11 protein-coding genes are annotated in these 13043 nt (G+C 40.4%); 2 read left to right on the top strand and 9 right to left on the bottom strand.

Going from position 1 to position 13043, the window contains the following annotated elements; genetic code table 11:
- Window positions 1-58: 58 nt before the first annotated feature.
- Window positions 59-2938, bottom strand: coding sequence for a pitrilysin family protein (locus tag MSC25_RS04655; RefSeq protein ID WP_248442774.1), 2880 nt, complete (start codon window positions 2936-2938; stop codon window positions 59-61).
- 259 nt (window positions 2939-3197) lie between these two features.
- Between MSC25_RS04655 and MSC25_RS04650 the strand changes: the two genes are divergently transcribed.
- The gene (locus MSC25_RS04650; protein WP_154945191.1) at window positions 3198-4154 is read left to right on the top strand and encodes a methylenetetrahydrofolate reductase; all 957 of its coding nucleotides are present in this window, start codon (window positions 3198-3200) and stop codon (window positions 4152-4154) included.
- Window positions 4155-4231: 77 nt separating this feature from the next.
- Here the strand turns inward: MSC25_RS04650 and MSC25_RS04645 are convergent, their stop codons facing one another.
- From MSC25_RS04645 to MSC25_RS04635, 3 genes are all read right to left on the bottom strand, one after another.
- Window positions 4232-5209 carry a sensor domain-containing diguanylate cyclase gene (locus tag MSC25_RS04645; RefSeq protein ID WP_154945190.1) on the bottom strand — a complete coding sequence of 326 codons (978 nt, stop codon included), beginning with the start codon at window positions 5207-5209 and terminating at the stop codon, window positions 4232-4234.
- Between the two features lie 55 nt (window positions 5210-5264).
- Window positions 5265-6515, bottom strand: a complete 1251-nt coding sequence (locus MSC25_RS04640) for a DEAD/DEAH box helicase (protein WP_248442773.1) — start codon at window positions 6513-6515, stop codon at window positions 5265-5267.
- 326 nt (window positions 6516-6841) lie between these two features.
- Window positions 6842-7543, bottom strand: coding sequence for a DUF3581 domain-containing protein (locus MSC25_RS04635; RefSeq protein WP_248442772.1), 702 nt, complete (start codon window positions 7541-7543; stop codon window positions 6842-6844).
- Window positions 7544-7710: 167 nt separating this feature from the next.
- Here MSC25_RS04635 and MSC25_RS04630 point away from each other — a divergent pair, with 167 nt between their 5' ends.
- On the top strand, window positions 7711-8103 hold the full coding sequence (locus MSC25_RS04630; protein ID WP_029773896.1) for a hypothetical protein: 393 nt from the start codon (window positions 7711-7713) through the stop codon (window positions 8101-8103).
- Between the two features lie 4 nt (window positions 8104-8107).
- On the opposite strand, the gene MSC25_RS04625 is transcribed toward MSC25_RS04630, so the two are convergent.
- The 5 genes from MSC25_RS04625 to proB form a co-directional block, all read right to left on the bottom strand.
- Window positions 8108-8407 (bottom strand): hypothetical protein, encoded by a 300-nt coding sequence (locus tag MSC25_RS04625; RefSeq protein WP_024033163.1) that lies wholly within the window; start codon window positions 8405-8407, stop codon window positions 8108-8110.
- Between the two features lie 161 nt (window positions 8408-8568).
- On the bottom strand, window positions 8569-10053 hold the full coding sequence (gene gltX, locus MSC25_RS04620; RefSeq protein ID WP_248442771.1) for a glutamate--tRNA ligase: 1485 nt from the start codon (window positions 10051-10053) through the stop codon (window positions 8569-8571).
- Window positions 10054-10098: 45 nt separating this feature from the next.
- The gene (locus MSC25_RS04615) at window positions 10099-10458 is read right to left on the bottom strand and encodes a glutaredoxin domain-containing protein (protein ID WP_004586118.1); all 360 of its coding nucleotides are present in this window, start codon (window positions 10456-10458) and stop codon (window positions 10099-10101) included.
- A 55-nt stretch (window positions 10459-10513) separates the two neighbouring features.
- Entirely contained in the window at window positions 10514-11488 is a 975-nt protein-coding gene (locus MSC25_RS04610; protein WP_248442770.1) for a GGDEF domain-containing protein, read from the bottom strand.
- Between the two features lie 343 nt (window positions 11489-11831).
- The gene (proB, locus tag MSC25_RS04605; protein WP_024033166.1) at window positions 11832-12935 is read right to left on the bottom strand and encodes a glutamate 5-kinase; all 1104 of its coding nucleotides are present in this window, start codon (window positions 12933-12935) and stop codon (window positions 11832-11834) included.
- Window positions 12936-13043 lie beyond the last annotated feature (108 nt).

The raw sequence follows: 13043 nt of genomic DNA, 5'->3' as shown, positions 1-13043 counted from the left end.
AAAATGCCCCAGGCTATAAGCACTGGGGCATTTTTTATATGTTAGAAAAAGAGATTAATTACTGAAACACTTTTTCAACAGCCATTACTTCAATGTTGTTAGCTGGAATAGCTAATTTATAATCGGCAATGACTTTATCCTCAGCAACAAGCGCTGCTGGTTTTTCTGTGTTGTAAACCATTGGCGATGTTTGCTCTGACACTAAACGTTTTTTCATGTCTTCGCCGTCACCGGTAATAAACACGTACTGTACGTTATCTGTTTGCAGATTATCTTTAATCACGCGATTAACATCAGCAAGCGTTAGCTTTTCAAGTTTACTTGTCACGTATTTTACAAACGACTCTGTGTTATAAAATTCACTATCAAGTGCATAACCTAATTGGCGGTTTTGACTTGCGACAAGCTGTGGTACGTAGTTAATTAAAAAGTTACGTGTTGCTTCAAAGTCTTTTTCGGTTAAGCCATTTTTAATAAGCTTATCCAGCTCAAACAACGCGGTACGTGTTGCAAAGTGTGCATCGTTATTAGAGCGCAGCGGGCGTAACCAAATTTGGAATATTTGCTCAGAACGTCCTAAGTTTGCATCAGGCTTAGTTTGAAACATGCCACGTGGGAAGTACTCAATGTAAGCGTAATCGCCGTAGTTCATACCACGTGTTTGACGAATTCGCTCATACAGGTATGAGTTAGAACTACGGTGCTCACCAAAGTACGAACGCACCAGCCAAAGGGCTGTCCAATCTTCACTACTGCGAATAGTATCAATTGGGAAACCAAACGATACCGCAGTAGATTGCGCCGACTTTTCTACAATCGTTGCATGGTGACCTTTGAGCTCTGGCGCATCAGGAATACTTAAACGGCTTTGCTCGCCTTTAGGTAAGGTTGCTAAGTCGCTCATAATTTCTGCTTTAAGCGCTTTTGGCACAGCACCAATTAAACCCAGTGTTAGTTTAGATTGGGTAAGCTCTGTGTTGTAAAAGGCTTTTACATCATCAAGCGTTAATGCTTCTAAATCCGAAATATCCCCGTAATTGTAGCTTTCGTATGGGTGGCCTTTGTAAAGTGCGCTGTAAAGCACTTCTTTACCTAGCTCTTCATCGTTAGAGGCTTTTAATCCCGATTTAATACCGTCGATCATTTCTTTTTTAAGGCGTTTAAAGTCATCGTCTCTAAAGCCTGGGTTAAGTAATTGATCGCTTACAAGCGCATACCATGTGGCAGCGTTATCTTTATGAATACGCCCTTGGAATGACAGCATTTCTTTATCTATTTGATAACCAAAGCTGCCAGCAAGCGGATAAAGCGCTTTTTGTATATCTTTGTAACTCGTACTTTGCGAGCCACCTTGAGCAAGCATAGCGGCTGTGAGCGCAGCAACCCCTTTTTTACCTTGCGGGTCTGCAGCAGCCCCTGTATTGAATAAAAAGTTTACATCAATCAGCGGCGAGCTATTCGTTTTATCAAGCACTTTAAATACGGGTGCCTCTGGCGCTTTATCACGCTTAGCTACTAATGCGTTTAAGCTTGTTTCTTGTTCAAACCCTGGCGCTTTATCAAGTGCCGACATAGTTACGGTAGTACGCGCGTCATCTACAAAATACTTATTAGCCACGGCTTTAATATCTTGTGCTGTGATGTTGTCGGCCGATTTATAAAGCTGGTTAATAACCTCTGGGTCGCGCTCAAAATGCATATAACTTGCAAGTGTTGATGCAATCGCTTGCGATGAGTCTAAGCCGTTAATAAAGCTGTATTTAAGGTTAGACTTTAAATCACTTAGTTTTTGCTCATCAACAAGTTCGGTACGTGCTTTTGCGTAAGTGCGGTTAATAGCATCGCGTGCTTTTGCTAAATCATCTTCGTTTTCTACTTTTACAAATACATGCAGTAAGCCAGGATCTTTTGTCTCTGGATTGTAGGTAAACATTTGACTCGCTATTTGTTTATCAACAACTAGCTCTTGGTATAAATCGGAGTTTTTAGAAAAATAAAGCTGTGAGATTAAATCAAGTGCGGCTCTGTCCTTTTTAGCAGGCTCCCATGCAGCCCCTTTGTAAGATACAAGCAACCAATGACCAGGCAAACCTTCGTTTTTCTCATGTACATATTTAGGTGCTTGCTGCTTTGGCTCAGCTTTAATATCGGCAACGTAATCGCCTTTTTCCCAGCCACCCCAATGTTTTTTAACCATAGCCATTGTGGCTTGTGGGTCAATATCGCCCACAATCACTAGCGATACATATTCAGGCTTATAAAACTTATCAAAAAATTCTTTACCGTACGCCATTTGATCTGGCATGGCTTCTATATCTTCAAAAAAGCCCATGGTGGTATGTTTATAGGTGTGTGTATCAAACGCTTCTTCGCGTACTGCGCTCAATAACTTACGAATTGGGCTGGCGTTATTTTTTAAATATTCCCCTTTAACCGTTAGCGCTTCGGTTCTAAATTGCTCTTCGGTGTAGGTTAAGTTTTGAAAAATATCGGCTTCAATTTCAAGTACTTTATCAAGGTGCTGCTTTGAAAAGTTTAAATGGTAGTTTGTGTAATCGTTAGTGGTGTAAGCACGGTTATCGACCCCTGCATTTTTAAATATGGCAGTGTATTCGTCTTGCGGAAATTTTTTAGAGCCTTTAAACATCATGTGCTCAAAAAAGTGAGCAAAACCGGTTTTACCTGCTTTTACTTCATTACGCGAGCCAACCGATACCGGAATTTGCAGCGAGACTACATCGGGGTAATCAGTTTTAACAACCATTACACGCAAGCCGTTATCAAGCTCTTCGATTAAGTACTCTTGCGAAAATACACGTTCGTCAGCTTTTGTTGTTTGCTGTTGTTGTGCCGCTTGGGTGTTTTCGCTTTGCTGTGTTGCGCAGCCTGTTAATGCCAGCGATACCGCTAAGCTTGTTGCTAGTAATTTAAATTTCATTGTTGTCCCTTTTTAAATTGAGCAAATTTGTTATTAGGTTTAATACTAACTCGCTTAGATTATGCCCCAAAGCCACTAAATATAAGAGCCCATCGGCTATTTATAATGTAAACAACTGTGTCAATTCCCTATTTTAAAAACATTTAAGTATGAAAAAAGCTCAAGTTGATTGAAAAACTTTCACTAAATAAATCTATCTAGACGTCTAAATGGCTGCTATATTAAATTACATACATTGGACTAAGCTGGAATGAGGATTATGGCTTTATCACTACAAGAAAAAATAGAAGACACCAATCAAGGTGTTTATCTTATTGGTACTACTCCACCTAAAATTGGTACTGATAAAGCGCAACTAAAAATCATTGCAGAAAAACTACTTGCTCGCTTACACGAAATTGAATACGACGGCGTGATAATTTACGACATTCAAGATGAAAGTAGCCGTACAGATAAAGCACGACCATTTCCGTTTAAACAAACTGTAGACCCACGTGAATACAGCCACTTACTACGTAATTTATCTGCTCCAGATGTCATTACTTACAAAAGTGTGGCACAACGTGGTGTAGAGGAGTTTAAAGGCTGGTTGGATGAAACTAAAAACGACTACGATTTAAAAAATGTCGTTTTAGTGGGTAGCCCCTCATCGGTAGGTGATATAAAACTAAGCTTGCCCGATGCCTATAAAACGCTTGCAGAGCAAAGTGATGACTTCTTTTTAGGGGGCGTTACCATTGCTGAGCGACATTCAAGTAAGCGAAATGAGCACGAGCGCCTTATAGAAAAAACAGCACAAGGTTGTCAGTTTTTTATATCGCAAGCGGTTTACGACGCGCAAGCAACTATAGAGCTAATCACAAGTTACGCGCGTACCTGTAAAGCACAAGGTATTACACCAAAACGGATTATTTTAACGTTTACGCCGTGCGGTGGCGATAAAACCTTAGAGTTTATGCAATGGTTGGGTATCTCAGTGCCAGAGGCCACTAAATGGCGCATGCTCGATGCAGACAATACCTTAAGTGAATCTGTACGTATTTGCCGAGAAAATCTCGACCTAATACTCAAAAACTGTGCGCACCTAGATGTGCCACTGGGCTTAAATATTGAAAGCTTAACAAACCGTAAAGAAGAAATTGACGCATCAATAAACTTATACCGTTTATTAAAAGCCATTATGGAATTAAACCTAGCCGAAAAACAAATCGCTTAACGCCTAATTCACACCGTTTATAGCAAGCCTAATGGCTTGCTTTTTTGTTGCTATGTTTAAGTGTATTACTTTTATTATTATGCTTTTTTAGCCAATTTGTACGCTTGTTTATTTTTATACATTTGGTGATCGGCCAAATTTAATAACGTATCAAAAGGTTGCTTTTGTTTATTAGTAAAACTTTCGCCTATGCTAAGTGTCAGCGCGCACACGTTGTTTTCTAATAGTGCGTTTTTATACTCAATTTTTATTTTATCAATAATATGGCTAAGCTTACTTCTATCACTAATTTGCATCACAGCTACAAATTCATCGCCGCCTAAACGCCCTACTATATCAGCCTCTCTTAAATGTGTTTTTAAGGTATTTGCTAAGAGGATTAACGCTTGATCGCCTATTTCATGGCCATAAGTGTCGTTTAGTTTTTTAAAGTCGTTTACATCAATAAACAAGCAACACACATCAAAACCTAAACGCAGCGCTAAATTAAGTTTGTGTTGGGCAAGTAAGCTAAGTGCACGGCGATTATAAATATTGGTAAGCGGGTCGAGCATGGCTATTTCGCGCATTTGCTCAAAGCTATAAATAAGGGCTAAATCGTCTTCAATTAAATCACGAAGCTGCTCTATTAGCTCAAAATATTCATCGGTATAACTGGTTTTTTTTGAATCTTTTAAACACAAGGTGCCAAATACTTCACCTTCAGGCCAGTGAATTGGCAAGCCAAGGTAGGATTCAACGCCGTCTTCAATAACCTCGGGCATGGTATTCCACTGCGTATCGCTGCGAGTATCGCTAACATACAAAGTGTTGTTGTTTTCGGCTACATATTTACAAAATAAGGGAGTTTCGGGAGGGAGTATAGGGTTGGTTTCAAAGTGTGAGCCACCTTCATTAGCTCTAATAACTACACGATAACCTTTACTAGTAGCTTGAACTATATAACCAGAGGGGGCCGAAAAAAGCCCCGTAATAAGATCAATGGTTTTTTGCCATTTATGTAATGATATTTGGCCATCGACACCAGAAAACGCCCATTGATCTGTTTCAAACATAACTATACCTCAGCTATTTAGTGGCCTTAGTATAGCCAAATAAATATGTTTAAGGCTACTTTCTGCGGCGTTTACTTGGTGCTCTTTGCCCGGTAATGCGCTTTTTATCGCGATCTTTACGCGCTTTGTTGGTGTTTTTACGGTTATCTTTAGGGGGCTTGTTTAAATCAGGCTCGTAACCTTCTAGCCATTGTGGTGCTAAGCGGGTATCCAGTAGTACTTCAATTTCTTCCAGTAACCACTGCTCGTCAATACTTACCAGTGACATGGCAAGGCCTTGCTCGCCAGCGCGCCCCGTACGGCCAATTCGGTGCACGTAATCTTCAGCTATGTAAGGTAGCTCAAAGTTTATTACATATTTAAGCGCTGGAATATCTAAACCGCGGGCAGCTACATCGGTGGCAACTAAAACCCGCGTTGTGCCTTCTTTAAAGTTTTGTAATGCACGGTCGCGTGCACCTTGTGATTTATCGCCATGGATAGACTCGGTTTTTAAGCCGTCTTTACACATTTCTTTGGCAAGTTTATCGGCCATTTGTTTTGTGCGTGTAAATATAAGTACTTGGCGCCAGTTTTTCATGCCAATCATGTGTGATACAAGCTCGCGCTTTCGCTCTTCATCTACTGCGTAAATAACTTGTTCAACCTCTACAGCAGCAGAGTTGCGTTTATCAACTTCAATTAGCTCGGGGCTTTTAAGTAGCTTTTTACTCAGCTCAAACACGCTGTCATCGAATGTGGCTGAGAACAATAAGGTTTGGCGATCGCCTGGAGTGTGGCGCAAAATACGTTTTATTTCATCAATAAAGCCCATATCCAGCATGCGGTCGGCTTCATCAAATACTAACGAATCAACACTTGAAAGCACCACACTGCCTTTAACGATATGATCAAGTAAACGCCCAGGCGTTGCGACTATCACTTGCGCCGTTTTAAGCGCTTTAATTTGCGGGCCAATACTTGCACCGCCATACGCTAAAGCGCCTTGAATATTTGTGCCTTGGGCGTATTTTTCAAAGCTTGCAAACACTTGCTGAGCAAGCTCACGCGTGGGCGTTAAAATAACCACTCGGGCTATGCCTGGCTCATCTTTTTTTGGTGTATTTAAAAGCTTATGTAGTAGTGGTAATACAAAGGCGGCTGTTTTACCTGTGCCTGTTTGCGCGCTGCCCATTACATCGCTGCCCGCTAATATGTGCGGAATAGTTTTAACCTGAATTGCGGTAGGCGTGGTGTAATTATTTTGCTCAATTGCGGTTAGTAATAACGAATCGAGTTTAAGAGATGAGAACGATGTGGCAGACATAGGCTTAGCTTTAAAATAACAAAGAGCGCTATTGTACGCATATTACGGTACTGCGTAAATTAACCAGCCCAGAAAAGTATTCAGCCTAGCTGCATTCGCTAACCAATAAAAAAGGCGCTAAATAACAATGTATTTAGCGCCCTTTTTATACCAATCCGCTTAATTAAGTGATCTATTTTGAGGACAGATAAACGTGTTGATAGCTAGGCAAAAAATTCGCTATTTAGTTGTTCTAAATGAGAATTTTTTAACGCAGATAGCAACACTTTTAGCCCCTAAAAATGATTAAGTATTATTGCGGATTGGTATTATAATTTAATAACGTTTTAAACCGGTTTTAAGGTGGCTTTTCGCTCATTATAAAACGCGATTAAGTCATCAACCGTTGCTTGGCAGTATTCACGAATGCCCGACACCACCATGTGCTTTTCACCAAAACCCACTTTTTCGCCGTTTTCTAGTAAATTAAAGCGCAAGGTAATTTTGCCGCGCTTACCCGTGTACTCAAAACTTGGCTCAGCAAACTCAAGGGTTGCCGTTTGAATATTAATGTTATCAAGGTTAATGATCATCGACTCGTAAATAACCATAGGGCGCGCTGGGTTAATCATTACATCTTGCTTACCCATTAGCGGAATAATTACGTGCGGAAATGCAGCACCAGAAAACTCAACATAGTTTTTTATTAAGCTATTTGTAAGTGTTGGGCATTTGCTGGTTTTACCTTCGCGTTTTACCTTTAAAATTACTTTGTCGCCGTTGGTTACAGCAAACTCATCATCCCCTTCTGGGAAGTTAAGTTTGGTGTTTTCGTCAACCATACCGGCAAAGGTAAATTCCATTCGCTCACTTATACCGTAGCGGTCTAACACTAAAGAAAAAAGTAAGTCTCCTGGCGCGCAAAACTTTTTGGCATCTTTGTCATGAAGTGGGTTGTAATCATCGGCAACGCACTTTGCGAAACGACACCCTTGCTCACGAGAGATAGAAACATAATCAGCATGCTGCTGAAAGTAAGGACTTAACATAGATTGTTCACTGCTTAAACTGCTTATAACCTGCCCATACTACCAGAAAAAATTTAAAGAGAGGTCGAATCACTTACAAATTCATACAATTAACTTAAGAGTAAATGTTGCACACACCTGTTTTAGTTAGTAATTTAGGTACCAAACTAAATAAGGGACTAATTATTATGTTACGTGTTTTTGCAGTAATAAGCGTACTCACTACTTTGGCTGGATGTTCTAGCGTGACTTTTCATACCGATATAGATAACGATGTTTTATCTGAGGAAATTGGTACGTACGTTAAAAAACGAGATTTACAACAGTTTTATAGCGACCAAGAAGCACACGAAAGTGGCGCCACACTTTTAGGCCGAATTGAAGGCGAAAGCTGCAATGGCGACGGTAGAGGCGACAATAATATAAGCTACAATCGCTTAAAATCAAATGCTATAGATTTACTTAAAGCAGATGCAATGCGCAGAGGCGGTAATGCCTTTACTATAAATTCTTGTAGCGAAATCTCTGTATCGTATTGTGACCTGTCTGTTTTATGCAGCGGACAGGCCTACGACTATTAATAAATTATATATTAAGCGCAAAGCTAAGTAGTACGCGCTTTCCCGACTCAATTTTAGATACGCTATGCTCGTACTTGTCGGGTCTAAATAAATACACGCGGTTAAACCAATTAATAATGCATTTTGAGCATTTAAAAACCCCACCAGCTTTAGGTTTTACTAGTACAAAATTAAGTTTGTAGTAGCGCCCTTGCTGTACTGGATCTATATGGTTCATCACACTGTGATGTGTAGGGTAAGTAACTAGGTTTATTGAAAAGGCATTACTGCTAAATAAAGCTTTGTTTTTTACAGGTGCAATCATACTGCCTCCTTTTAATTTACATACAGCATTGTAGCATTTGCTAAAGCGCCACGGCTTGCGCTAAACAATATCAAAACGCGATGACATATAGCCAAACAGCCTGAAACAAAAAAGCCGAGCTTAATTAATAAGCTCGGCTTTTTATAAAGTATGACTAAAGATTATGCACTTGGGTATGTGCGGTACGCACGCTCAATATTTTTAGCCTGCTTTTTAGAAATGCCTAAATGAGCAAGCGCTACACGTAAACGCGCACGTGATAAGTCTGAGCCTAAAATTTCCATTGCATCAAGTACTGACGTTGAAGACGTTTTACCCGTAATTGCTACAAATATTGGCTCTAAAAAGTCTTTAATTTTAAGCTCGTGGAATGTAGCAACTTCTTTTGCAATGGCAAAAATAGCTGGCTTATCAAAACTACGTAAACCTTCAAGCTGCCATACAAAAAACTGTAGCGCTTGGCGTATTACGTTTTCGTCAGCTTTGCCCGCCGTTAACAGTGCTGGGTCGTAAGTTGGAATACCGCCTACAAAATGCCCTGCTAAATCAACCATGTCCGAAAGTGTATTAATACGCGTTTTAGCTTCTGGTAATACTTTAGCTAGCATTTTGCCATTAAACTTCCAATCAACAAAGCGCTGTACAAGCTCTTCATCTGTTAGGTTTTCGCGGATCCACATGCCGTTTAACCAGCTTAGCTTATCAACATCAAATACTGGGCCACCAAGTGATACACGCTTCATATCGAAGTGTTCAATCATCTCGTTAAGAGTGAATTTTTCACGCTCATCTGGCATTGACCAACCCATACGGCCTAAGTAGTTAAGCACGGCCTCTGGTAGGTAACCCATTTCTTTATAGTAATTAATAGAAGTTGGGTTTTTACGCTTAGAAAGCTTTGATTTATCAGGATTACGCAGTAGTGGTAAATGCCCTAGCACAGGTGCTTCCCAACCTAAATCTTCGTAAAGTTTTAATAGTTTAGGTGCTGAGTTAATCCACTCTTCGCCACGGAAAATATGGCTTATTTGCATGTGGTGGTCATCCACTACGTTTGCTAAAAAGTACGTAGGGAAACCATCGGCTTTTAATAGCACTTGCATGTCTACGTTTTCCCACGGGATCTCAATTTCGTCGCGTAGGTAGTCGTTAAATTTAAAAGTGCCTTCGCTTGGTATTTTCATACGTATAACGTAAGGCTTGCCTGCGGCTAGGTTTGCTTTAATTTCATCTTCGGTGAGGTTTAAGCCACGGCCGTCGTATTTCGGGCGCAGACCTTCTGCCATTTGCTCTTCACGCATTTGGTCAAGCTCTTCGCTGGTTGCAAAACAGTAAAATGCTTTACCTTGCTCAACTAATTGGTGTGCGTATTTTTTGTATAAATCGCTGCGCTCTGATTGACGGTAAGGGCCAAATTCGCCACCTACGTCAGGGCCATGATCCCACTCAAGACCTAACCAACGTAAGCTATCCATAATCGCTTGTTCTGACTCTGGCGTGCTACGAACTTGGTCTGTATCTTCAATACGAAGCACAAACTCGCCGCCTTGTTGTTTAGCAAAACAGTAGTTAAATAAAGCAATATAAGCGGTGCCAAGATGCGGGTCACCTGTTGGAGATGGGGCAACACGAGTACGGATTGTCATGATAATGTCTCTTTTAATAAGTGAGATAAAAATTAAGGGGGTCGTTTAAGCCGCTACTTTGTTTAAGTAAGCAATAATATCGTTAGATTCGTATAGCCACTCTACTTGGCCATTTTTTTCTATACGAAGGCATGGCACTTTAATTTTGCCGCCTTGCTCTAACAGCTCTTGACGAAATTGTTGATTATTTTTTGCATCACGCGTTTCTATTTTTAAGCCTTCGCGCTTAATTGCACGGCGTACTTTTACGCAAAACGGGCATGCTTTAAATTGATAAAGTTTAAATTGTGAGGTTTGCTGATCAAGCTGCGCTTGCACATCGCTTGCACGCTTTTTACTGCGAGGAGTAAATACAAAATTAAAGAATAAAATTATACAACCTAAAAACCAACGAACGAATTTCATGTTTTGTGCCTGCCTACAACAATTTAAGGAGCCAGATTTTAGCACAAATTTACAATCAAAAAAGCTCAATACTATTATCGGTGGTCACTTCTTCATTTACATCAAGCTCGCTATAAGCAGTCACTTTATTACGGCCGCTATTTTTAGAATGATACAGCGCCATATCTGCTTGGTTTACGATACTAGATACAGTATCAATACTTGCCAGCTCTAAAAAGCCAATACTTATTGTAAGCTGCCCAACTTGCGGAAAAGGATACTCAGCAATATTTGAGCGTAAACGGTTAAGTGCTATATGTGCTTGTGCCTCGGTTTTGGTTTGAAATAACACCGCAAACTCTTCGCCACCATACCTAAATACGTAGTCTTCTAGCCTAAAGTTATTTTTTAACAACCGCGCCACAAGTAAAATAACTTCATCGCCTATTACATGGCCGTAGCTGTCGTTTACGCGTTTAAAGTGATCGATATCTGCAATGGCTAAATACCATCGTCGCTTTTCGTTGGTATCATCAAGGGGTAATAAAAAACCTTTGCCTGAGACAATTTCGATCACTTTTTTATCAAAGGTTTGTCTATTTAAAAGCTCGGTTAAAGGGTCTAACCGCGATTTATGTAATAGCCCTAGCTGGTTGGCATAAATATTTAAAATATGCACGGCGAGCATTGTGGTGGTTTGCGCTAACTCTTTTGTGGTTTCTATTAGTAATATGCCAATTACTTTACCAAAGTAATACACCGGCACATACGTAGTTACTACACCTAAGGCACGGCTTACTCTTATTTTGTTTTGGGTTACTTTATTAAGCAGCGCTAAGGCTTCGTTAGACTCTAATACTTCAAGGCGGGTGTGGGTGTTTATAAGCGTAGGCGGTAATTGCGCACTAAAGTGCTTATTAATATAAATAGCAAAATTTTCAACTTCGAGTAGGTCGCCAATAATCTGCACTAATGATGCATCTAAATCACTTTCTTCTTCTTGCTGAGTTAGACTGATTATCCATTCGTGCCCGCAATTGTTTGCCTTCATTAGTTTGCCTAAACTGTTTTAACTTCAATCAGTTTAGACAAAATCATCAACTTTGCTAATTAATTAACCAATACTTTTGAATTAGGTCGCATTGAGCTATGTGGATTAAAGTTTGTTTTAGCTAAGCGTTATTAATTCGCAGCGCGAGCTTTGTAACTTAGTGAGCTCAATAACTACTGCGCTGTTATTTAATAACTTACATACAGCAGAGCCTAAAACAGCCTATGCTTTGTATTTATGTTTTGTATTTATGTTTTTATACAACCAGTTATTCTAAACACAACATAGGCTCTGCCTTGCTTAAATACCGAATATACGGCCGCAACACGCGCTATTTAAAAAGCTAAAGCAAAACTAAGTCGTCTCTGTGTAGCACCACAGCGCCACTATCAAAGTCGAGTAGCTCGCCTATTTGCTCTGAGTGAGCGCCTTTAATTTTATTTACTTCAACTTGGTTAAAACGTGTTAACCCTCGTGCAATAACTTGGTTATTGGCGTCTATTAAATCTATTAAGTCGCCCCGCTCAAAACGGCCAAACGCATTGGTTATGCCTTTTGCCAGCAGGCTTGCCCCTTTGTTTTGTAGCGCCGAAATAGCCCCTTTATCAATCATAATTTGGCCGGTACTTTTAGGCCCAGCCATTAGCCATTTTTTACGGCCATCTTTTGGCGCAGTAAGTTTTAAAAACCGCGTACCGGGTAATTGCTCACTCATGCATTTTAAAATAACGTTGTTGCCAGCGCCTTTTGCAATAATAACCTCTACCCCTGCGCGCCTTGCTACGTCGGCGGCTTGTAGTTTTGTGGCCATACCGCCGGTACCTAAACTTGTACCGCTACCACCAGCCAGTTGGCGTAACTCATCGTTTATATGAGTGACTTCGTCAATCAGTTTTGCATCGGTATTTGTGCGCGGATCGCTGGTAAATAAACCTTCTTGATCGGTAAGCAGTAATAGCTTGTTGGCATTAGCTAAAATAGCCACCAGCGCCGATAAATTATCGTTATCGCCTACTTTTATTTCAGCGGTTGCTACCGCGTCGTTTTCATTAATAATAGGCACAACATCGTGGCTTAATAACGCATTTAAGGTATCGCGCGCATTTAAATAGCGTTCGCGGTCATCTACGTCGGCACGGGTAAGCAGCATTTGCCCTACGTTTATGCCATACAAGGCAAATAAGCTTTGCCAAATATGTATAAGCTGGCCTTGCCCTACGGCTGCCAACATTTGTTTATCTATTAGGCCGCGGCCACAGGGTTTAATAAGTTGTTCGCGACCCGCAGCAACCGCGCCACTTGATACTAATATAACTTGGTGGCCTTGCTTTTTAAGTTCGCTACATTGGCGAACCAGCTCAACCATATGGGCTTTATCTAACTTATCGGTGCCGCCGGTCAGTACACTTGTACCAAGCTTAACAACAATTACCTGTTCCCTACGCATTATTATTTACTATTAAAATGAAAGATAAATAAACTTATACCAGCTCGGTATTTTTGAACAAGTTAAAATTATTCATGCTAGGATCGGCGTTAATTTAATTTGATAAAA

This window comes from Pseudoalteromonas sp. 1CM17D, from assembly GCF_023161805.1.
Classification (GTDB): domain Bacteria; phylum Pseudomonadota; class Gammaproteobacteria; order Enterobacterales; family Alteromonadaceae; genus Pseudoalteromonas; species Pseudoalteromonas atlantica.
This window is presented reverse-complemented; position numbering and strand designations above follow the sequence as displayed.